This is a genomic window from Dictyobacter halimunensis (genome assembly GCF_036245075.1).
Genome location: NZ_BSRI01000002.1, coordinates 3870377 through 3892049, shown reverse-complemented (window position 1 = coordinate 3892049; position 21673 = coordinate 3870377). Strand labels below are relative to the sequence as shown.

At 54.4% G+C, this 21673-nt stretch carries 19 protein-coding genes; 9 read left to right on the top strand and 10 right to left on the bottom strand.

Translation table 11 applies throughout. The features are described from left to right. Positions 1 to 85 precede the first annotated feature (85 nt). Entirely contained in the window at positions 86 to 763 is a 678-nt protein-coding gene (locus AABA21_RS30095) for an HAD hydrolase-like protein (RefSeq protein ID WP_338255933.1), read from the top strand. A 6-nt stretch (positions 764 to 769) separates the two neighbouring features. Here AABA21_RS30095 and AABA21_RS30090 read toward each other — a convergent pair whose 3' ends face one another. Beyond that, entirely contained in the window at positions 770 to 1720 is a 951-nt protein-coding gene (locus AABA21_RS30090; protein ID WP_338255931.1) for a universal stress protein, read from the bottom strand. 601 nt (positions 1721 to 2321) lie between these two features. Between AABA21_RS30090 and AABA21_RS30085 the strand changes: the two genes are divergently transcribed. From AABA21_RS30085 to AABA21_RS30070, 4 genes are all read left to right on the top strand, one after another. Next, entirely contained in the window at positions 2322 to 3422 is a 1101-nt protein-coding gene (locus AABA21_RS30085; protein WP_338255930.1) for a CHRD domain-containing protein, read from the top strand. Positions 3423 to 3685: 263 nt separating this feature from the next. Beyond that, positions 3686 to 4789: a winged helix DNA-binding domain-containing protein gene (locus tag AABA21_RS30080; protein WP_338255929.1), complete on the top strand. Its 1104-nt coding sequence runs from the start codon at positions 3686 to 3688 to the stop codon at positions 4787 to 4789. Positions 4790 to 4849: 60 nt separating this feature from the next. Next, on the top strand, positions 4850 to 5680 hold the full coding sequence (locus tag AABA21_RS30075) for a GNAT family N-acetyltransferase (protein WP_338255927.1): 831 nt from the start codon (positions 4850 to 4852) through the stop codon (positions 5678 to 5680). Positions 5681 to 5920: 240 nt separating this feature from the next. Continuing rightward, positions 5921 to 7042 (top strand): glycosyltransferase family 4 protein, encoded by a 1122-nt coding sequence (locus tag AABA21_RS30070; RefSeq protein WP_338255926.1) that lies wholly within the window; start codon positions 5921 to 5923, stop codon positions 7040 to 7042. A gap of 91 nt (positions 7043 to 7133) precedes the next feature. On the opposite strand, the gene AABA21_RS30065 is transcribed toward AABA21_RS30070, so the two are convergent. From AABA21_RS30065 to AABA21_RS30035, 7 genes are all read right to left on the bottom strand, one after another. Further along, positions 7134 to 7844: a class I SAM-dependent methyltransferase gene (locus AABA21_RS30065; RefSeq protein WP_338255925.1), complete on the bottom strand. Its 711-nt coding sequence runs from the start codon at positions 7842 to 7844 to the stop codon at positions 7134 to 7136. A 209-nt stretch (positions 7845 to 8053) separates the two neighbouring features. Next, a complete protein-coding gene (locus AABA21_RS30060; protein WP_338255924.1) occupies positions 8054 to 8935 on the bottom strand; it encodes a TlyA family RNA methyltransferase in 882 nt (293 codons plus the stop codon). Positions 8936 to 9688: 753 nt separating this feature from the next. Next, positions 9689 to 11209, bottom strand: a complete 1521-nt coding sequence (gltX, locus tag AABA21_RS30055; protein ID WP_338255922.1) for a glutamate--tRNA ligase — start codon at positions 11207 to 11209, stop codon at positions 9689 to 9691. A gap of 37 nt (positions 11210 to 11246) precedes the next feature. Further along, positions 11247 to 11888 (bottom strand): P-loop NTPase family protein, encoded by a 642-nt coding sequence (locus tag AABA21_RS30050; RefSeq protein ID WP_338255921.1) that lies wholly within the window; start codon positions 11886 to 11888, stop codon positions 11247 to 11249. Between the two features lie 150 nt (positions 11889 to 12038). Then, positions 12039 to 12701, bottom strand: coding sequence for a dienelactone hydrolase family protein (locus AABA21_RS30045; RefSeq protein ID WP_338255920.1), 663 nt, complete (start codon positions 12699 to 12701; stop codon positions 12039 to 12041). Between the two features lie 139 nt (positions 12702 to 12840). Next, positions 12841 to 13980, bottom strand: a complete 1140-nt coding sequence (locus AABA21_RS30040) for a helix-turn-helix domain-containing protein (RefSeq protein ID WP_338255919.1) — start codon at positions 13978 to 13980, stop codon at positions 12841 to 12843. Between the two features lie 43 nt (positions 13981 to 14023). Then, positions 14024 to 15706 (bottom strand): penicillin-binding transpeptidase domain-containing protein, encoded by a 1683-nt coding sequence (locus AABA21_RS30035; protein WP_338255918.1) that lies wholly within the window; start codon positions 15704 to 15706, stop codon positions 14024 to 14026. Positions 15707 to 16155: 449 nt separating this feature from the next. Between AABA21_RS30035 and AABA21_RS30030 the strand changes: the two genes are divergently transcribed. Together AABA21_RS30030 and AABA21_RS30025 are read left to right on the top strand one after the other, a co-directional pair. After that, on the top strand, positions 16156 to 16530 hold the full coding sequence (locus tag AABA21_RS30030; protein ID WP_338255917.1) for a PadR family transcriptional regulator: 375 nt from the start codon (positions 16156 to 16158) through the stop codon (positions 16528 to 16530). After that, a complete protein-coding gene (locus AABA21_RS30025; RefSeq protein ID WP_338255916.1) occupies positions 16530 to 17471 on the top strand; it encodes a hypothetical protein in 942 nt (313 codons plus the stop codon). Before AABA21_RS30030 ends, AABA21_RS30025 begins: the two co-directional genes overlap by 1 nt. On the opposite strand, the gene AABA21_RS30020 is transcribed toward AABA21_RS30025, so the two are convergent. Then, the gene (locus tag AABA21_RS30020; RefSeq protein ID WP_338255913.1) at positions 17466 to 17963 is read right to left on the bottom strand and encodes an Lrp/AsnC family transcriptional regulator; all 498 of its coding nucleotides are present in this window, start codon (positions 17961 to 17963) and stop codon (positions 17466 to 17468) included. The two genes, AABA21_RS30025 and AABA21_RS30020, sit on opposite strands and share 6 nt — an antisense overlap. 128 nt (positions 17964 to 18091) lie before the next feature. Between AABA21_RS30020 and AABA21_RS30015 the strand changes: the two genes are divergently transcribed. Both AABA21_RS30015 and AABA21_RS30010 read left to right on the top strand, forming a co-directional pair. Further along, positions 18092 to 18970: a TIGR03560 family F420-dependent LLM class oxidoreductase gene (locus AABA21_RS30015; RefSeq protein WP_338255911.1), complete on the top strand. Its 879-nt coding sequence runs from the start codon at positions 18092 to 18094 to the stop codon at positions 18968 to 18970. A gap of 45 nt (positions 18971 to 19015) precedes the next feature. After that, positions 19016 to 19642, top strand: a complete 627-nt coding sequence (locus AABA21_RS30010) for a LysE family transporter (protein WP_338255910.1) — start codon at positions 19016 to 19018, stop codon at positions 19640 to 19642. A 72-nt stretch (positions 19643 to 19714) separates the two neighbouring features. On the opposite strand, the gene AABA21_RS30005 is transcribed toward AABA21_RS30010, so the two are convergent. Beyond that, complete coding sequence (locus tag AABA21_RS30005) at positions 19715 to 21319, bottom strand: polysaccharide deacetylase family protein (protein ID WP_338255908.1); 1605 nt, start codon at positions 21317 to 21319, stop codon at positions 19715 to 19717. Positions 21320 to 21673: the final 354 nt, after the last annotated feature.

Sequence of the window (21673 nt, the reverse complement as noted above, 5' to 3'; positions counted from 1 at the left end):
TAGTCTGTATAATAGAAGTTATACGTATAACTTCTATTACGGATTTCCCTATCACTATGGGAAGCACGAAGAAAGCAGGAGAGCGATGCGACAACATCTTTTAATTGATGCGGATGATACGCTGTGGGAAAACAATATCTACTTTGAGCAGGCCATCCATGAGTTTATCGGCTTCCTCAACCACTCCAACATGTCGCATGAAGAGGTGCGGCAGGTGCTGGATGAAACAGAGCGCCTGATGGGCTATGGAGCCACCAACTTCACCAACAGCCTGCTGGCCACATATCAGCAGCTAGCGGAGGATACCATCAGTGATGAGCATCTGCAGTACATCCGCCAGCTGGGAGAGCAGATCCATTCTCATCCTCTCACGCTGCTGGATGGTGTACTGGAGACGCTGGAGTACCTGTCTCCGCGCCATGACCTGATGCTGCTAACCAAGGGCGATCTGGAGGAGCAGCGTCTGAAGATTGATCGCTCGGGCATCGAGCAGCTGTTCAACCACGTATTGATCGTGCCCGAGAAAAACGCCGCCACCTATCACCAGATCGTAGGTCAGCTAGAACTAGAGACGCAGGTTACCTGGATGATCGGCAATTCGCCACGCTCCGACATCAATCCAGCTCTGGCCGCCGGCCTCAACGCCGTCTTCGTGCCCCATCCCCAGACCTGGGTGCTGGAGCATGAAGAGGTAATGCAGCCGACCGCCGATAACCAGCTGCTCACCCTCGAGCGCTTCGCGGACTTGCGTACCCATTTCTAAACGCTGTCAAATGATCAGGATCGGCTTGTCCGTTGTATTCAGGGTGGCCTCGGTCATGTATGTGCTGGTCTCCTGGTCTCTTGCTGGACGACCACGGGAGTACATGGCCAGCAGATCGCTGCCACCGGTGACCTTGCCATAACGCTGCTCGGCGAAGTAGGCCAGCGCCGAAGGAACGTCTGCCGCGGGAAAGACCGAGGAGGTGGTCAGGATGTTCAGATTGGCCCCGTCTTCCGTCCTTAGCCGGTTCTCCAGTTGATGAACATAGTGGCAGGCGCGCTCGTATTCGGACGTATACCTGATCTGCTTGATCGCCGCCTGGATCGATTTCTCTTGCGAGGGCAGGATATGTACCAGGTGTACGGTGGCCCGATTGGGAGCGGCGATGGCCGCCACTAGCTGGGCCGCCGGTAGAATGGCCTGTTCGGATTCAGCTGTGCCATCAAGTGCCACGGCGATCTCGATCGCATGCAGGGGACGTCGCTGATCGGGATAGGCGCTGGTCGGGATAGCTTCTCCATTCTTGAGCACCAGTAGTGGAACGGGGCAGTGACGCGTCAGCTGTTGCGCCACGCTTCCCAGATGCAGGGTGCGCCGCTCGGATCGCCCATGACTACACATAACCACCAGGTCACACTGCAGGTCTTCAATGGCACGCAACATGGTTGGAACAGCACCGCCGTGCTGGATATAGCAGTGTACACTGGCATCTGTGAGATGGTAACTCTGGGCCACACCAGTCAGGTAGGCCGTGATGCGCTTCTCCTCCGCCTCGATGGCGGACGCCAGATCATCAAAAACATTCGAGAGCGCGAGGCGCAGATCCCTGGATTCCGGATCAATGACGGATAAAAGCGAGAGGCGTAACGGCAGCTGACTATGCAGCTTTTGCGCCAGGATCAGCGCCTGCTCGGCCCTTTGTGAGCCGTCCAGCGGAACCAGAATATGTTGAAACATGGGCGTACCTCCTCACTCGACTATCCCATATACACAAAATATCGTCTTTGCTCACAGCATAAAGAGATGCTCTCACCAGCACATCACAACAACGAGCCACATATCTCATTCTCGTCACAGCATACGTTGAAAGCTGCAATACTGATCAATCGACCTCACATTATGCCATCAGCAGGGATACGAAAAATACGTATCTTACTCTATCTTACCGACAAATATAAAGAAAACGCTTGCAGGTAGGAGAAACATAAAAATAAATAGCATCTTTTATGTATTATAAATGTTTTTAAACTATAAATATTAGCAGAATGTATGGTTCTATAAGATCGATAAATTGAACTAATCCAATATTCAGTTGGAAAAGTCGCGCAAGCAGAGCAAGATATCCTGATCAATGTATGCCTTATCTTAAAACACGTGATGCTAGCCGGGTATATTGCTGATATTGCAGTTTTGACAACAATGCTTGCATAATATTATACGACCGTCATTTAGAAGCTGAGCAGTAATTTTTCGGACCTGCCAATGTGCCGTTTTACGTGACAGCGAGACAGGCTCACAACTATACGGTCTACACGTTCATCACCAAAGGAGGAGTAAAGTGTTTAAGTCATCCCGAAAGAGAAGCGCAGTTTCTCGAGCCATTGCTATCAGCACGACGCTTTGTACGCTCATCCTTATGACCGTCTTTATTGCTTTAAGTAACAATGCGCGCGCGGCTGTAACCCAGACTGAGGCGACCCCTGTGGCAACGGGAACCTCTTCATCTACTGGAGCGGGCACTACGGGACGTGCCATGATGATGCATACACCAAATGGCGTCATCCGCATGACTTACAATGCCAGCAACAAGTCACTTATGCTCACCCCAAACATCATCGGTCTGACACCCAACAGTAGCCATCCTCTGCAGATTGAACAGGGTACCTGTGCAAGTGCAGGAGCCGCGGCGGGGTCCGCGACCAGCACAGCGACGACGCCGGTAGCCACCGCCACAAAGGGCACAACCACCACGCCGTCGGCACAGGCATCGCCGACAACCGCGGCTACAGCGACAACTGGCCTCTATTCGACCACATTGACGGCCGACGCGACTGGACGCGTCCAGAATAGCGCCACCATCACTAATGTGAGTACACCGCTGACCGCATCGAACCTGCGAGCCCAGCTCTATACCGGCGCGGGAACCCAGAAAACAGCCCTTTCCTGCGGAGATATCAAACCGTATAATCCGTCCAGCGCGACCGCGACTGGTACGGCCGTCGCGACCAGTACAGCCGTCGCGACCGGCACGGCGACGGGAGCGGGTGGCAACACCTTCGCCGCCCAGCTAGGACCGGTCAATAACCCCAATGAGAAGAGTGCCGGTATAGCCCAGCTCAGTGTAAACAATGGTACGCTAACAGTACAGTTGAACGTGCGTGGCCTGGCCCCCAATTCAAGCCATTCCGCTCACATCCATAATGGCACCTGCCCGACTATCGGCAGCGTTCTCTACAATCTGGGCACGCTGACCGCTGATGCCCAGGGTAATGCGACCGTGACGAAAACGTTCCCCAACGTTACGTCGATTCCGGACAACAAATGGGCCGCGCAGGTCCACTATGGTACCGATCTCAGCAATCAGTCCCAGTACAACCCAATCATGTGTGGTACCGTCCACACAGGCACCTCTCAGCCGTCCGCTACCGCTACCCCATAGGTAGAGAAGCGAGCTGATACAAACAGAAGCCGATAGGCGTTGGAAGACCTCAACGCCTATCGGCTTTTTATCACCTCCCCCATCACGATTTTCTCCTGTCCTCATTTTCTCTTGGCTTGTTTCCAGCTCTCTGTTATACTCTTCCATGTTGGAGAATATATATGGAGAGCAGGCGATTCGCGCTGGGGAACGGGGCCGCTGCGCGGCAAAGCCCGGGCAAGCCGGGCACCTACGGCGATTATGGATATATAGAGAGATAAACGATGGAATTGGATATCGCACGACTGCGATTGTTGAGCCAGCGGATTATGGGGGAGAAATTCGAGTCTCCCGAGGGGGTGGTGCGGTGGATGGGCGCGATGCAGGCACAGGATTATCTGCAGGCACTGTGGGCGATCGGCTTGCGTATGCAAAATGCGACGGTGGCAACGATCGAGCAGGCGATCGTCGAGAGAAAGATCCTGCGTACCTGGCCGATGCGCGGTACGCTGCACTTTGTGCCTTCCGAAGACGCGAAGTGGATGGTCAACCTGTCGGCGGCCCGCATGCTTGCGTCTACCGCGCACAGACGCAGGCAGCTCGAACTCGACGAGGCCACCATTGAACGCACTGGCATCCTTTTTTACGACGCACTCAAAGGCGGAAAGTGCCTCTCTCGCCCCACCCTGATGCAGCTATTAGAGGATAAAGGTATCAGTACCAGCGGTCAGCGCGGCTATCATCTCCTGTTCCACCAGTCTCTGACCGGCCAACTCTGCCTGGGTCCCCTTGAGGGCAAGCAGCAGACATTTACCCTGCTCGACGAGTGGGTGCCGCAACCACGCGAACTGTCCCGCACTGAAGCCCTGGCCGAGATGACCCGGCGCTACTTCACCAGCCATGGGCCAGCCACCCTACAGGATTTTACCCGCTGGACCGGATTGACGGTCGCCGATGCTAAAATTGGCCTGGAGACCGTTAGATCAGAGTTAGTCGCGGAAACGATCGCCGGCCAGCAATACTGGATGGCTCCCGACCTCGCAACCCTTCAACCACAGACTGAGCCCGGCATCTATCTGCTGCCAGGCTTCGATGAATATCTGCTTGGCTATAAAGATCGCGAAGCCGTGCTGGCCGCCGAACACGCGGATAAGATTGTGCCAGGCAACAATGGCATCTTTCTCCCCACGCTCGTCGTCGCCGGAACGGTCGTTGGCACATGGCGGCGCAAGCTCGGCAAACGCTCGGTTGAGGTAACGCTCCAGCACTTTACACAACACAACGCTTCAAAGGAGGCGGTCATCGAGGCCTCCAGGCGCTACAGCAACTTTGTGGGCCTCTCTCTCTCTTCCGCCATCATCAAAGCCAGCACAGACGAAGCATTATAGTAAATATCTGATAACTATAAGAAATAGAGCCTTTAATTAACAGAAAGTGAACAATATCCCATGCATGAGTATCGCTTCTCCAATGCTCTCGGCTATACCTTTGAGCAGCTCGCGGATCTGCACAACCGCAGCTTCAGCGGCTATTTTATGCCTATGATAATGACCCCGGCACAGGTCTCTGACTTCTGGCGCGCCAACCAGATCGATGCCAATCGCTGTGTGGTGATGCACGATGCTCAGGACACCTTTGTTGGCATGGCGCGCATGGGCACGCGTGGCTCACGCGGCTGGTGCGGCGGCTTCGGCATTGTCCCCGAATTTCGTGGGACGGGCGCCAGTAAGCTCCTGGCCGGCGAGATGGTACGGGTAGCGAGAGAGAGCGGCCTGACGCTGCTCCAGCTTGAGGTGCTGACACAGAATACGGCCGCCATCAAGCTCTATGAGCGCGTCGGCTTTGTCAGGCAGCGCCGCCTGCTCGGCCTGGAGATCGCAACTTCGGATCTACCGGTTGAATCCAGCGGGCCGATCAACTCGGTGGAACCGACCTCCTTGCTATCCTGGGACCCCTTTTATACGACCCGTCCCACCTGGGGTCTGGAGATCGCCAGTCTCCTCACCGGCAATTCCGAAGCGCTCACCATTGCGGGTCCCGATGACCAGCTCAACGCCTTCATCGTGCGCCGCGCCAATAACATCATGCAGATCCAGGCGGTGCTGCTGCGCTGCCGGTTGACGGCAAGCGAGTACGGTGCGCTGCTACGCGCCCTGGCCACTGACTGCTCTAAGGTCCAGATCTACAACGAGCCCGAGGAGAGTCCCCAGGTTCCCCACTACCTGGATCTCGGCTTCAACGAGTTCTTCAGCCAGTACGACATGCTGCTCAAACTGTAACAAATGCATATGTGCATCTACATGGTGGCGCTGGAGAAGGCTGCCGGCGCCACTAATGCATTTGGGATCGCGAACATCTTACCCGTAATAGCTAGCAGCGTTCAAATGAAACCGAAACTCCTAGTGCCACAACCGCGTAAAATAGTTAACCGTGTTACACGTAGATACAATATAATACATCTCTGTTAGTCAAACTCAGCAAGAAGGAGCAAAGAAAAACAAAAAGATAGGAGAATAGATATGAAAATTGCTCAGCTAGCGCCGCCATGGATCGAGATCCCACCTAAAGCATATGGTGGAACCGAAACAGTTCTACATATACTGGTTGAAGAACAAGTAGCTCAGGGACATGAAGTTACCCTGCTAGCTGCAGCAGGCAGTCAGACGGGGGCTAATTTTGTCCCCCTGACCGCGCATAGCCTGCTGGAAGAAGGATTTTCCTGGCGCGATACCCAGAAGGAACGAGAATATCTACAGCAAGCCCTGGACTACATTGAGGCTCACGATTTCGAAATCGTGCATACGCACCTATCCTCGGGCGGAGACATGCACTTATTCCCACTGCTCTCTCATTTACGCGTGCCGCACGTGACCACGCTGCACAGTAATCTTCCATTCCGCACAGAGGAGGTTCCACCAGAGATAAAGCAGGGTGATATCGCACGCTGGACGGAACACGTTCCCATCGTCGCCATCAGCGAACAGGCACGAAGACACCAGGGACTCCCACTGCATTTTATTGGAGTGGTACACCACGGCATCTCCCCGCAACAATATCCCATGTCGTCCGAACCACCGGAAGACTACTTTTTATGGCTGGGCCGCTTTGTACCCGAAAAGGGACCCCACCTGGCGATTCAGGCAGCCAAACAGGCCGGGGTGCCATTGATACTGGCCGGCACCATCAGCCAGAACCAGGAACAATACTACAAAGAGGTGGTCGAGTCTCAGATCGATGGAGAGCTCATACGCAACCACGGACCCGCCAGCTTCGAAGAAAAACTGACACTGATGGGCCGTGCCCGCGGCTTCCTCAATCCGATCACCTGGGAAGAGCCATTCGGCATGGTGATGATAGAAGCCATGGCTACAGGCTGTCCCGTCATCTCATTCGCGCGCGGCGCGGCTCCCGAGATTGTCAGTGACGGCAAAACAGGCTTTCTCGTTCAAAACCTCGAAGAGATGGTCCATGCCATCGGCCGCATCGATGAAATCAGCCGAGAAAAAACCAGGGCCCATGTCCAGCAGCACTTCTCAGGCGCTGCCATGGCATACAAATACAACGGCATCTACCAGAAAGCCATTCGCAACTTCACTGCAAAAAAACAACGGCCAGCGGCCCTCGCAGGCAAGAAATCGTAGCGCCCGGCTTGCCATAGGTGCTGGGCTCGCCCAAGCTTGCCGCGTAGCGGCCCTGTGCCCGGGCGCGCACGTCCCCTCGCATATATCAGCATCAAAGGGGGCGTGCGCGTATGAATAAGAATGAAGGGACCTCTCGATTTCCGGGCACTTTATCAGCACGCTCACCACTTGCCATAGGCTCGAGCATCCGTTCAAGCGTAAAATTGGCCAAGGCAAGGGAGTTAAGATACGTGCTGAGCATGCGATGATGCGCTCCCACACGACTACGCACGCCTCCGCGTTCTGACTTCCAGCTCCCTTCTTTGAAGTAACCCTTCACCGCACGCGTCACCTTTCCCTGCTCATCCGTTATCCACCGGGCTTCAGGCAATTCAAAGCAAGGATGGGTAATGGCAAAAACCAGCCACCCTCCAGGTTGAAGGATGCGCCTGGCCGTTTGAAATACAGCCTGAAAATCAGAAATATCCATCAGCGCCAGCACACATACAATCCCATCAAATGTGCCATCAGGAAGCGATAGCGCGCTCCGGACATCATCAAGCTGATAAGTGATTCCCCATGGTTCCTGCAACTCGTACTGGCGAGCCAACTCAAGCAAACGATCAGCAATATCAATACCAGTCACCCTCGCACCCCGTTTAGCCAGTTCACGGGCGAACCAACCCTGCCCACATGCAAGGTCACAAATCGTGCGATCCTGCACATCTCCGACAAGCTCCAACAGACTGGGAAGAATAACCTCAGAGTAAACGGGATTCCCATTCAGATAGTTATCGTACCATTCAGCAATATCGTCATACAACGCATGTCTCACGAAAAGTACCTCCAATCCATTGAGGACATCACTTTCTTACAGCGTAACTTTCTCGCATCATCACAAAGCGTTTCTATCAGTATAAGAGCCTAAAAACATAAAAAGCAAAAATAAAGATATGCTTACGACATATGTATAACTAGTTAGCAGGAGAGTTAGAGCAAAGCTCCAGCTCTCCTGCGATGGCGGAAATCAGACTATTCTCCTTGAGTTACGCCAACACCCTGTCCCTGGATAAGGTCAAGCAATGTGTGTTCATCATATTGCCGATCAGGCGCGTCTGGACGCCGAATAAATGAGGTGAAGAATTCATGGACGCCATAACGTGGTCTGAGCGCCAGCTTCACAATCCCTTGTAGAGATAAACCACAGTTCAGGCCCGCCTCAGCTACCTGTCGCAGCGCTTCAACCAGCAGCGCTACATCATCGATGCGGCCGCTGCGCCTGGCATCCTGACTCTCGACTTCAAACAGCGGCTTCACCAACGCCAGAATCTCTCCCTCTGGCGCCAGCAGCGTCGCCGCGACCGGCAGTGCCTTCGTCAGCGAGAGGTACGAAAGATCGAGTGTAATCAGCGTCGGTGCGTGTTGCAGCGTATCCGCTGTCAGATCGCTTAGATTGGTTCGCTCAAGGTTGCGCACGCGAGGATCAACACGCAAACGACCGAGCAACTGACCATAGCCCACATCAACCGAGTAGACCATCTCAGCGCCTCGTTGCAAAAGGCAGTCGGTAAATCCTCCCGTAGAAGCACCACAGTCCAGGGCCACCTGCCCAGCAACCTCGACGGCAAACGCATCCAGGGCCGCCTCAAGCTTGTAGCCAGCCCGACTGGCATAGCGCGCTCTTCCGCGCACGCGCAGATGCGCATCTCGGGGCACAACCATGCCCGGTTTGTCCATAAGCTGATCATTTACTAGCACCTTTCCAGCCATAATCCAGCGCCGGGCTTCATCGACATGGGCAAAGATCCCCCGCTCAACCAGCAGGGATGCAAGGGGCAGGCGACGCCTGGGAGCTACGCTCCTTACTTGCTTCGATTTATGGTCATTCAGGGGGTTATCTGAAATTGAAGACATTCCTTTTTCCTTTTCTATGCATGAAAAATGTGCGATTTCTTCAAAAGCAAAGAAAAAGGAAATGGCGGAGCACGGCCACTGGGAAGTTTCAGACAACACAGAAAGATCCATTCGCAACAGGCGTGGATCAGCCAGGAAGAAAGATAAGTTGTGAGGAATCGAAAGTATTACTTCGCGATGAACGCATTATTAATAGGTATCAGGAAGCGTTCTCACCTGTACCCATCACCAGAGCTAGCGCTCCCGGCTTCGTCAATAATAAGCAATCCAACCCCACCTATGAAGCCGTCTATCATACGCAGGTAAAAGAAACAACCAATTTTGGATAGTGATTGAGGAGTTCATCTTCTTATCCCAATCTAACGCGAAAGACTTAACTCATGCATCCGCGTCTTTTCAGGATACCGAACACTTAGCAACCATGTCAAGCAACAATATGAATTGAATAGGCTCTCTGTCCTTCCGGTGGAAGGGCAGAGAGCCATCGAATATCATCCAAATTCGCAAAAAGGCATGCAACAAAAAACACGAAACACCCGCCAAAGATGAACGTCCCCTTCAAAACGAAACGCCCCGTAGGGTCGACCTTCAACGGTCGACCGGGCTGCCAGCGCCAGCAATGGCAGCCCCCGTCCCCCCACAACACCGCTTCCCCTGCCTTTCACGTCGGCCCACGTGGTACCTGCACGTCCACGTTCCACACACGAACCCAAAAGCACCGCGTAGGGCGTGATACCATCGAGGGGCGTTTCGTTATACCAGGCCATTCAAGGCGCGATCGATGCGGGACAGCGTGTTCTGGCGGCCCAGAACTTCGAGCATCTGAAAGAGGGGCGGCGTGGCTTTGCGTCCGCTGACCGCGACCCGCAGGGTGCCAAGGAACTGGGCAGGCTTGAGAACCAGTTCCATCATCAGTGCGCGCAGCTGCTCCTCCAGGTGTGTGGAATCCCAAGGGGCCAGCCCCGCCAGCAGATCGCGCGAGCGCAGCAGGACGTTTCTGGTGCTCTCCTGATCCATTCCCTTCTGGATCAGAGGCGTCTCGTATTCCCAGTCCTCTCGATAGAAGTATGAAACAGCGTGCGCGGCCTCGCCCAGCGTGCGCAGACGCTCGTGTTCCAGGTTCAGCACGCGCTGCGTGTACGCCACGTCGAGCGGACGGTGGATGGCATCGGACAGACCACCCTCAGCTTCGGAACGCTCCATGTAGGGCAGGGTGCGCCGCGTCAGCTCTTCAAGCGAGAGTTTGCGGATGTAGACGCCGTTCATCCAGGCCAGTTTCTCCTCATCGTAGATGGCGCCGGATACGCTGATGCGCTCCAGCGAGAAGAGGCGAATCAGTTCCTCGCGCGTGAAGAACTCGGTCTTGTCGTCATACGACCAGCCGATGAGGGCCAGGAAATTAAAGACCGCCTCGGGCAGAAAGCCCTGCTGCCGCAGTTCTTGCCAGGAGGCAGCACCATGGCGCTTGCTCAACTTGCGTCTGTCCTTGCCCAGCACGTCTGGCGCATGATAGACCAGCGGCATCTCCCAGCCCAGCGCCTGCCAGACACGGCTGTGCAGCGGGAAGCTGGAGATCCACTCTTCGGCCCTGATCATATGGGTGATCTTCATCAGGTGATCATCGACGGCATGCGCCAGGTGATAAGTGGGGATCCCGTTGGATTTGAGCAGGATGGCGTCGTCGATGTCGGCATTGCGGAACGTGATGTCGCCATGCAGTTCGTCTCGCACGGTCGTCTCACCCTCCAACGGCATAGCGAAGCGCACGGTTGATCTGAGGCCGGCCGCCTCGTTGGCGGCGCGCTCCTCATCCGAAAGATAGCGGCAGCGACGATCATAGCGCGGCGGCAATTTCTGTACCTGCTGCTCCCGGCGCATGCTCTCCAGCCGCTCCGGCGTACAGTAGCAGCGATAGGCATGGCCCGCCTCGATCAACTGCTGGGCATATTGTTGATAAAGCTCCTGGCGCTGGGTCTGAATATATGGGCCATAGGCGCCGCCCACGCCGGGGCCTTCATCTATATCCATACCCAGCCAGCGCATACCTTCGAGCAGAAATTCAACCGCCCCCTCCACGGTACGCAGCGTATCGGTATCTTCAATCCTCAGCACAAACGTCCCGCCGGTCTGGCGCGCGTAGAGCCAATCGAACAGAGCCGTACGATATCCCCCGATATGCATCAATCCGGTCGGGCTGGGAGCGAAGCGCAGGCGCGGCTTCTGTCCACCGTCCAACCCATGCTGCTCCTTAATGCCATGATCTGTTTGCGTCATAAAAAACCTCTCCTACGCAAGAATGCCAGTTGTGAAACTATTGTAACATAGCCCGGCTATCTTTCCCGAGCAGTGATAGCAGACGCTCTCGGTCGGCATTATTCCTGACCACAAAGACCTTCTCTTTATACTTTTCCAGGTACTGGCGTGTAAACTCTGCCGTAGGAGGCACACCGGGAGGGCCACCCATCTTATACGTCTCCAGGCGAGTAAGCAGAACATTGCTGTCGGGCGGTTCGACATGGCTTCCGTGTTCCGCAAGATATGCACGTGCCACGGCAGCAGTATCAGCGCTCATCTGGTTGAGGTAGTATTGGCGCGTCCCTTTCAGGAAACTGTATAACAGACTGGTGGGATAGGGGTTGTCGCGGCGAAGGCTCTTGATGAGATGTCGGAGAATGATACGCCATGCGGCCACAGGCCAGGAGATCTCCATCAGCACAATATAGTCGGCTTGATAGAGAAACGGGTCGGTCCACATCAGGCCTATGTTTTCCGTGATCCAGTCAGGCTGCCCGGCCAGGTCAAAGGCGTAGCTGACATACGCATCGATACCAGAGTTGGGAGGAAGTTCAATCCAATCCAGATCTTGATGCCGGATATGCCATCTGGCCGCAATTATCTGTCCTAACGTTGTTTTTCCGCTACCAGGCCCTCCAATAATATGAACCTTTACCATAGATCCAACTTTCTTGCATCCATCAAGATATTTTTAAGCGTTTTATAGCATAAAATGGAGACATGTAGCTATGATACCTGATCATCTGCTACATGAAAAGGATCGAGGCTTATAACAGCAGGATTGCTAATCAATTGTGATGTGGCATGTTCAGGCCACGGGTACACTGTGCAGATGGCTTCTGAACCATCCAGTCGCTAAACGAGCCACCTCTTCCAGGGTGCCGGGCTCCTCGAACAGGTGCGTCGCCCCAGGAACAATAATCAGGTCTTTCTCGCCAGGGAGCTGCTCAAAGGCGTTGCGGTTCAGCTGCAGCACCACAGGATCGTTGCCACCGACAATCAAGAGGGTGGGCGATTGAACCTTCGCCAGCGCCTCGTCGGCCAGATCGGGACGTCCGCCACGAGAAACGACCGCGCGGACCGACGATGGCAGCGCCGCCGCTGCCTTGAGCGCCGCCGCCGCTCCGGTACTCGCGCCAAAGTAACCGATCTCCAGGTCCTTTGTCGCGGGCTGCTTCTGCAGCCAGTAGGTAGCCTGAAGCAGACGGTCGGTCAAAAGGTCGATATCGAAGCGCGTCTCATAACGCCTATCTTCCTCTTCGGTCAGCAGATCCATCAGGAGGGTAGCAATACCCGCCTGATTCAGTTGCCGGGCCACAAAGGTATTTCTCGGGCTGAAGCGACTGCTCCCACTACCATGAGCGAACGCCACCAGGCCCACCGCATGTTCAGGCAGCACCAGCGACCCGGCCAGTTGGACGGCGTCAGCGGGTATCTGAACCTCCTTCTCAAGCTGCATCCTTCCCATCATGCCACCTCCTTTTTTCTCATCCTTCATCTCTCTGCTTTCAGCGATCTCTCCGATTAAATGGTAATGCTAGCGAGACAACATCACAGATAGCTCTCAAATACCCTCCACGTATCTCACGAGAATCACAGAATGAAATACATCAATATGATTGAGAAAAGCCCCAATCGAGGAGCCGTTGAGCATCATGCAGACGCTGCTGGATACTTTGCTCCTGTAGTACGACGCCAATCAGCCGCTGTCTGCCGCTGGTCGCCGAAAATACCATGCTACAATCCTTTTCGCTGTCACGACCGGTCTTGACGCCCGTCGCGCCCGCGTAGCTATAGAGGAGGCTATTGATCGTTTCCCAGCGATAGGCATGGTGATCATCACTTTCGGGAAGCTCATAGCGCTGTAGCTGCACAATCTGGGCAAATAATGAATTAGTGGTCGCGTATTGCGTCAACCGGATAAGGTCGGTGGCTGTCGAGTAGTTGCTGGCCTCATAGTTGTCCAGCATATTTAGATGGGTGGTACCGCTAGGATTTACGTAGCAAGTGTCGGTTAGCCTCAGGCGTCTGGCATAGACGTGCATCAGCTTCACAAACTCTTTAACGCTGCCGCACATCGCTTCGGCGATTACAAAGGCGGCATCATCGCCCGATGGCAACATCAGGGCATAGAGGAGATCCTTTAAAAGAAATGTATCACCCGCCTGTAGATGACTGAGGTGCCCTTGATAGCGATTGAGCAGGTCGAGGATTTCCTGCCTGACGATCACCTTCTGGTTGAGGTTGCCCTGCTCAATCGCCAGCAGGGCCGTCATAATTTTTGTCGTGCTGGCAATCTTCAGACGCTGCTGCGCGCGTTCGGCCAGTAACAATTGATCGGAGCTGGCCTCCAGCAGGTAGATGGTCCTGGCGTGAACGCCATGGGGACGCTGAACAAAAGTGATCCTTTTTCGTTCGGGCCCGCGCGAGAAATCCTGCATAGGTACGACCGGAGAGGACTTCGCAGCCGTCGCACCTATGCTATCCGGCAAGGATGAAGATGAACCCGACATGGCGAACTCATCAAATGCATCCCTGTCCCGCGCCGCGATGCGAAACTGCTCGGCGAGCAGCCCGGTCAACTGGCGTGACGGATGGCGCTCGCCCGCTTCTATCTTACGAATAGTGATGCTGGCGCAGTGTATGCGCTGCGCCAGTTCTGCCTGCGTCCAATGCTTCTTCTTGCGCTGCTCCTTGAGCCAGGCACCAAACGATAGTCCCGGTGACATATCCTGCTGACGGTGCTCCATCTTTAACGCGCTTTCCATTTTGCGCCAAGTATACACCATACAGCTACAGATTGCCATGCACCTGGGGACCGGACCGTGTCTGCCACAGATTGTGCTCGGGGCAGAACACATTGGGATCGTTCCAGGGGGTCAGCTGCGTTTTAACCAGGTTCTGGTTAAAGATGTCGCTATACATGTGCCAGATGGCGGGTCCGATGCTATACGCACCTTCTCCACCGTTCTCACGCATGGCGACGATGGTAAGCGCCGGGACCTGCTGCGGGTTGTTAATATCAAAGGGAGCCTGCGTAATCATCCAGCTCTCGGGAGGCTTGCCGCCGCCCACTTCGCCCGTGCCGGTCTTGCCAATCACAGTGGTCGGCGGGCGGTTGTCCTCGGTAATATGCCAGGCACTCCCACAGGTCGCGACGGCGTTCATGCCCACACGCGTATTGTAAGCGGCATCGGGACTGATCACGTTGCTGAGCCGCTGGGGATCAAAGTTCTGCACCACATTGTTCTGCTTATCCGTGATCTTTGAGAGCAGCATCGGGCGCATCAAGGTGCCGTTATTCGCGGCGGTATTATCCACCAGCGACATCTGCATCGGCGTCACGAAATCCACACCCTGTCCATATGCGTCGTTGACAAAGTTGGCGAAATTAAGGTTGCCATCGGCCTGCATGACGTGGCTTTTGGCGATCGGGAAATCAGCCGGGATCGTCTGATCAAAGTACATTCGCTTCGTGTAATCCAGCCATTTCTGCTGCCCGACGTTGGCCCCGATGTGGGCAAACATGATATTGTCCGAGTTGGCATACCCGAACTCGGTGTTGACGGGAAAGTGAAACACATATTGGCCGTAGCCCAGATTATCGCCCACTACGGTAGTACCCGGACTGTCCGCCGTCTGCGGAATGGCCCAGGGCTTATAGGCATTCTGCATGTCCCAGTTCTGGTCCAGCGTGGTCGCCCCCGAGTCGAGTCCGGCCATCAGGGTCACCGTCTTAAACGTCGAGCCCGGCGAGTAGAGTCCCTGTGTTGGTCTATAGAGCAGTGGATTCTCCGGATCTTTGACGAGCTGATCGTAGTATGAGGTCTGGTTCTGCGAATGTGTCAGGGTATCAACCATTTTATTGGGATCATAGCCGGGCGAGCTGACCATGGCCAGGATCTCTCCGGTGTGGGGATCGGTCACTACGGCTGCCCCACGATCCGTTGGATAGGTGGGATAGGTATGATTGACGAACGCCGTCCCCGTAGGATCAGGGGTGTAGTCGGCATAATCGCGCGCAACAACCTTCTGGATGCGCTCGTCGATGGTCAGGTAGATATTATTGCCAACCTGCGATGTATGCAGGGTCTTGTTCACCAGATTATTGATCGCCGTCTGACCCGTCGCGCCACTTAGGACCGCATCATATTGCGCCTCCAGACCGGTTGCGGGATAGAGGCCACCCGCCACGTAATAGCCGATCAAACCTGCCAGTGAAGGGTCGGTATAGTGACGAGTATATCCCCCACATGCATTGGGATCGGGGACCGAATATGCCAGCAAGACGCCATTGCGATCATAGATATTGCCGCGCAACGGCACATTGTCCGGCTGACAGATACGCGGATTATGCGGCGTCGCCGTCACCTGATCCGCCTTCACCGCCTGCCAGTAGACAAGGCATCCGCTGATGGCAACGAACATAACGACAAATATAGTCGTGAGCCTGCGAATGCTGGAATTTATTCTCATAATGACCCCCTTCCCTTCTCAAAATGCATAGATAGCGCCGTATCGCTTTTTTTTCGCCACATTTCAAAAGAATATATGCGTTTTTTGCTCAAAAAAACCATAGCTACCTTCTATATATAACTAATACGAGTTTAGAGCCTCCATAATTTCTACAATGCAACTGCATCGTAACAAATTGCTGTGGAATGTGGAGAAAAAAAACGATACAAAAAGCGATACCCTTGAGGGTCACCCCACCCTGTGTACGCATAGTTTGCCGCCCTCACATCACCATCACAGAGGTTGGCGTACCTCTCAAAGAAAGATCACAGCGATCCATTTCCATGCAGCCAGGCACCTCGCCCTTGACAAACAGCTTTTTTCGATCTACTATATCCATAGTACATATATCCATATTGGTTATATGCAGCATGGATACTATCTTCCATATAACACGCAAGGAGGTGCTTATGAAGGAAGACAAAGAAGAGCCCGAAGCGCTGCTCCCGTTGCCGGTGGCTGCCTTTCAGATCCTGCTGGCCCTGACCAGTGGGGAACGCCATGGCTATGGCATTATGCAGGAGGCGGCTCAAAGCAGTGGTGGCAAGGTCAACCTGGGACCGGGAACACTCTATCGCACGATTCGCCGCCTGCTGGCCGATGGGCTGATCGAGGAGTCCGATGAGCGGCCCGCCCCCGACCTGGATGATGAGCGGCGCAACTACTATCGCCTGACGCCATTTGGGCTGCGCGTCGCCAGGGCGGAGGCGCAGCGCCTGGCGGAACTGGTACGCATGGCACAGTCCAGGCAGTTGTTACCTCAACCGGGTGGAGGAGGGATATAATGGCGCGCCACAGGCTCTCTCCACGCGGCATGAGAAGGATCGTCGCCTTCTCAGCGTGGCTCTATACCTTTTTTCTGCGCGTCTACCCGGCACCATTTCGGCGCGACTTTGGCTCGCGCATGGTTCAGGTATTTCGCGATAGCTGCCGCGATACCCTGCGGCAACACGGCCTGGCGGCCATCATCCCACTCTGGCTACATACACTCTCTGATCTGATAAGCAATGCCTGCCTGGAACGATGGCAGCAGTTACAGGAAGGAGCCCGCGCCATGGTCAATACACAGCATTTTCCACGGCGTCTCTGGATCGCCCTCACCACAACGATCATCGCGTTCGCGGTCTCGCTGGTGGCCAGCCTCAATCTCTACCTGATCGAAGATAGCAGTCCCCTGACGCAGGCGGCGTATAGCGCTTCCACGCTGTTACGCGTCAGCTATGATGGCATCTATGTATCCGCGCTCGCCTCGGGAGTCGCCATGTGCGCCATCGCAGGATACGCCCTGCTGCAGCGCACAATGCCGGTCATGATTGGCCTTGCGTTGGTGGGACTCGTCGTGGTTCTGGGCGGCTTTGGAGGCTTGATTGTTCGTCACCCTACATCCTTCCTGTTCTTGTTCGCGGCCTTCGTGGTCCTGACGCTGGTCAGCCTGCTGGTGGGACGAGGAGCCGCCACGCGTACGGAGCCTGTCCTGGGACGCCGAGCCGCCCTGATTCTGGGCGCGTGCGTGAGCGTGGGAAGCCTGCTCTTCGTTAACGTCGTTTCCCAGATCGTACACATATTGCTGCTCAATCCGGTCAGCCATCCGCTCTACATGCAGGGGATGATCACGGGCACGCATATCAACTTCTCGCTCGCGGCCATGGGCATCGCACTCGTAACCCTGCTCGCCTGCGCCGTGAGCCTGAGCAATGCGTTCCGCGCACCGTCGCAGCAATTATAGGGTCTCATCCTCGCTCGCGCCACGCGCAAGGATCTCGCTCGGAATCAGATGGCGCTGCATCGGCCTGGTGCGAATAATCGATGTAGAGGGTACGCCCGAGAGAGAGAGCTGATCGATGACCCGGGCCAGGTGGTCGAGCGAGGTAGCTACAACCTTGACGATGATCGAATCGTTGCCCGTCACGCGTGAGCATTCCAACACCTCGGGCAGTTCCCAGACCTGAGCGACGGCGTTACGGCAGCTCTGTCCCCCTATACCTTGCAGTTGAATGATCGCCTGCACCGGCATCCCCAGCTTGCTCAGATTCACCTCGGCATGATAGCCAGTAATGATGCCTGCATCCTCCATCTTGCGCACCCGCTCGGCGACGGAGGGCAACGAGAGTCCAATCCTCTGTCCCAGCTCCGTATAGGAGAGGCGGGCGTTCTGTTGTAGCTCCTGCAGCAGGCGCCAGCCAGTCTCGTCAAGTAGCTTTTCAGTTTCTAAGGACATAGAGCAATTCTCCCTTTATAACTTATGTCGATATCTAGATATGCCGTACTTTTTGCCTGTATCTTAGCACAAAATCGCCATATACTTTCAACATCATAACAGATGTGAAAAGGAGAATTGAAATACCCATGGTACACCACCCATCTTTACGCTTCGGCATTAAGACGGCACCCACACATGCGACCCACGAAGAACTGCTACACGTCTGGCAGGCGGCGGATGATCTCCCCATTTTCGAGCATGCCTGGCTTAATGATCACCTGATGTCGCTCGGAGACCATCCCACCGATCCTTATCTGGAGAGCTGGACACTGCTGGCGGCGCTGGCCGCGCGCACCCAGCGTCTGCGCCTGGGGATTATGGTTACAGACAACACCTACCGTCATCCCGCGCTGCTGGCCAAGATGGCCGCGACTATCGATATCGTCAGCCACGGACGCCTGAACGTTGGCCTGGGGACCGGCTGGTCCGAGCAAGAACATCATGCCTATGGCATCGCCCTGCCACCTGCCGGTGAGCGCGTACACCGCCTGGACGAGGCGTGTGAACTGATGCACCGGCTCTGGACACGGCCCGTCGCGAACTTCGAGGGACGCTATTACCAGCTGCACGATGCATACTGCGAGCCCAAACCAATACAGAAACCGCGTCCACCCTTCGTCATCGGTGCCGAGGGAGAGCGTACGCTGCGCGTGGTCGCCCGCCACGCCGACATCTGGGATTGCAGCGTCAATACTCCCGAAGAGTATCGCCAGAAAAGCGCCATTCTGGACCACGCCTGCGCGGCCATCGGACGCGATCCCGCCACCATCGAACATTCCAGGCACGTCTCTGTTGATCCATCAGACCTGCACGCGGCATACGAGGAGACGCGCGCATTTATAGAGGTAGGGGCAACGTACATCATCTATCACGTACCGGTGCCCGATCCACAGGGGATTCTGCAACGCCTGGCTGAAGAGGTGGCCGCGCCCCTGCGCGCTGCATATCATCAGACAAACGAGTAGGCATAGACCTGCCTGACGAAACTGATATCTGGGGAGGCTTCGCTCATGTCCCTTTTCCTATCCGCCTTTGGGCTCGGCCTGGCTTTTTTTGCCGCGCCGGGCGCCATCACAGCCCAACTGCTCCGGCGTGGACTGAAGCAGGGCTTTTTCTCCGCCCTGCTTCTACAGCTCGGCGCCCTGATCGGTGTCACGCTCTGGGCTCTAATCGCCTTTATTGGCGCCGCCATGCTGGCGCATAACACGCCTGTCCGCCTGGTCCTGGGCATTATCGGCATCCTGTTACTGCTCCTACTCGCATGGCAGGCGCTCAGGGATGCCTATCGAGGCCAGCTAACCGAAGCGAAAGGGGCCAGCGCTCGTGGTGACTTCGCCCTTGGTGCCGCCCTTTCCCTGGCGAATCCACTGCCGATTGCATTCTGGCTCGGCATCGGAAGCACCATCGTATCCTCGAATGGAAGATCCGCGTCCGGTCCGTGGAGCCTCACGATATTCCTGGCAGGTTTTCTCTGCAGCGCCCTGCTCTGGTGCTTCTTCATGGCCGGTCTGATCGCCTGGGGACGGCGCTTTGTGACGCCCCTCTTCTTCCGCCTTGTCAACCTCGTATGCGGCCTCGCCCTCGGCTTCTTCGCCCTCAAGCTATGCTGGAGCCTGCTACGCCTGCTCATAAGCTGAGCGCACAAATAGAGAATGGCCACATCCCATCGAGGATGCGGGCCACTCTTTACTACCATTATTTGAATGAGTCTACGGCAATTGTGGTGTTATCTCGTTGATTCCCTGAGCAACAGTAAGCGTCGGCATATTGATACTGTTGATATGAGTCAGTACCGTATCAAGATTCTGCGGAGTAATGCTGTATTGATCTCCACTGGTATTAACCTCGTGGAAAACCAGTACCAGCCAGGTTTTATCATGCTGGGCGGTATCTATCCACGCGTTAATCTGGCTGACTGTCGTCGTTGACAACACACTCTGGGTCCGAATGTTATAGATGTCAAAATTGTCTTTAGAGTTATAGCCAGCATCAGTGGATCGATGGGACCTGTAGTATGTTTTTATGGCACTGATTACCTGATTATCATAAGCGCCGTAGGGAGAGGCAAAATCTTGCATGGGACCGAATTGAGCCTGCAACACCTGCTGAGATTGCGCTAGTTCATTATTCAGGTCAGTTGAATTGAGCGTGGTAAGGTCTGGATGGTCGACGGTGTGCGACCCTATTTCATTACCCGCCTGCTGCAATGAGGTCGCCTGGGCGGTCGTTAAATAGCTGGGGGTATTAAGGTAGCTTGAAATCAGGTAAAACGTTCCCTTCGCATTGTGATTATTGAGAACGGGTAAAGCATTGGTCGCCTGTGATTGCCAGCCATCATCAAATGTCAGACTTACCATTCCTCGGTTGAACGCCGTCGGCGTATAAGGAGTGACTGAGTAGTCGTCTGTTATCAAATACCCAACGCCTGCAATGATATGCCATACACTCATGCTCTGGGTATTGGCGGGCGTCGTGAATGTATCGGAATACTGCGTCCACGTACTGGCTGGCTCGGCATGACGGAGCTGTATATACTGTGTCGAGCCATCGGTGAGTGTGACAGCCACGACTACTTGGGTCACGATGTTTGCATAATAAAAATCACTGAACTTGTATTGCGTCCCTGATTGAGCGGGCTGTGCAGCGTACGTCCACTTCGCATCGCCATCGGTATAGCTTGTCATCTGAGTTTCAACGCTACGTGAGCCTGTATGACCAGTATTGAGATAGGAGAACTGCGTAGTATTGGTTCCCCATCTATTGGTGGTCCACCCATCTGGTTGCGCCGTATCTGTAGTTCCGGGTTGCTCCAGTGAATTATTTGGCACATCGTTTTCGCTCGCGGTCTGCTGCAGCAGGTAGTTATCGGTCTGAAGTTCTCCTACAGAGTTAATGAGATGAAACATAGTAATTGTTTTTGCATTCGCAGGTGTTTGAAAGGTGAAATTTGCTAATGTCCAGTTTGCGCTGGGTGGAAGTGTGCCAATATTCTGATATTGCGAAGCACCGGTGGTGGTGATAATCCAGGCAACCAGCGATGTAGAAGTGGTTGCTTTATAATAATCTCTGAAATTATAACTGGTACCTGGACTCACCGTTACAGCATTGAAATACCATTTCGCATCCCCGCTGGCATAGCTGGTCATCTTTACATCCAGGCTCCTGGTTCCATCCTCACCAGTATTAAGATAAGAAAAGCTGGTAGTATTCGTTCCCCACGCATTGTTTTTCCAGCTTTGAGGCGCCGTTCCCGCCATATTGGACACCTCCACAGATGGATTAGCGATAAGATTGGTGCTCTGGGCCCTTACCATGGTTGTCTTTGCAGGTGCGACCAGCAAAAGCAATGAAAATACAAAGAACACAACAAATATCTTCCTCTTCATTTTTTTCACGCCTTCCATGCAAAAAACAATATATACAATCTAAGAGTTAAAGAGAAATGGCAAATATTACAAGTATATGCAATTTATAATGTTATATGTAAATTTGCCATCATGACAGTGTAATCTAGAATTTATTTGCTAAAGGAAGAAATACCGCATTTTTTCCATAGCATGTGTTTCACCCATTTAATAATGCTAAAAATCTTTTTTACCTATTAATGAGTACTGAAAGTACTAGTAAATAGGCAAAAGCTAATCTTAAAAATTATACTATATCAGATG

Bases quoted from the DNA above. Each gene is read 5' to 3' on its own strand.
- AABA21_RS30095 (WP_338255933.1), top strand. From the start codon at position 86: ATGCGACAACATCTTTTAATTGATGCGGATGATACGCTGTGGGAAAAC.
- AABA21_RS30090 (WP_338255931.1), bottom strand. From the start codon at position 1,720: ATGTTTCAACATATTCTGGTTCCGCTGGACGGCTCACAAAGGGCCGAG.
- AABA21_RS30080 (WP_338255929.1), top strand. From the start codon at position 3,686: ATGGAATTGGATATCGCACGACTGCGATTGTTGAGCCAGCGGATTATG.
- AABA21_RS30075 (WP_338255927.1), top strand. From the start codon at position 4,850: ATGCATGAGTATCGCTTCTCCAATGCTCTCGGCTATACCTTTGAGCAG.
- AABA21_RS30070 (WP_338255926.1), top strand. From the start codon at position 5,921: ATGAAAATTGCTCAGCTAGCGCCGCCATGGATCGAGATCCCACCTAAA.
- AABA21_RS30060 (WP_338255924.1), bottom strand. From the start codon at position 8,935: ATGTCTTCAATTTCAGATAACCCCCTGAATGACCATAAATCGAAGCAA.
- gltX (WP_338255922.1), bottom strand. From the start codon at position 11,209: ATGACGCAAACAGATCATGGCATTAAGGAGCAGCATGGGTTGGACGGT.
- AABA21_RS30050 (WP_338255921.1), bottom strand. From the start codon at position 11,888: ATGGTAAAGGTTCATATTATTGGAGGGCCTGGTAGCGGAAAAACAACG.
- AABA21_RS30045 (WP_338255920.1), bottom strand. From the start codon at position 12,701: ATGATGGGAAGGATGCAGCTTGAGAAGGAGGTTCAGATACCCGCTGAC.
- AABA21_RS30040 (WP_338255919.1), bottom strand. From the start codon at position 13,980: ATGGAGCACCGTCAGCAGGATATGTCACCGGGACTATCGTTTGGTGCC.
- AABA21_RS30035 (WP_338255918.1), bottom strand. From the start codon at position 15,706: ATGAGAATAAATTCCAGCATTCGCAGGCTCACGACTATATTTGTCGTT.
- AABA21_RS30030 (WP_338255917.1), top strand. From the start codon at position 16,156: ATGAAGGAAGACAAAGAAGAGCCCGAAGCGCTGCTCCCGTTGCCGGTG.
- AABA21_RS30025 (WP_338255916.1), top strand. From the start codon at position 16,530: ATGGCGCGCCACAGGCTCTCTCCACGCGGCATGAGAAGGATCGTCGCC.
- AABA21_RS30020 (WP_338255913.1), bottom strand. From the start codon at position 17,963: ATGTCCTTAGAAACTGAAAAGCTACTTGACGAGACTGGCTGGCGCCTG.
- AABA21_RS30015 (WP_338255911.1), top strand. From the start codon at position 18,092: ATGGTACACCACCCATCTTTACGCTTCGGCATTAAGACGGCACCCACA.
- AABA21_RS30010 (WP_338255910.1), top strand. From the start codon at position 19,016: ATGTCCCTTTTCCTATCCGCCTTTGGGCTCGGCCTGGCTTTTTTTGCC.
- AABA21_RS30005 (WP_338255908.1), bottom strand. From the start codon at position 21,319: ATGGTAAGGGCCCAGAGCACCAATCTTATCGCTAATCCATCTGTGGAG.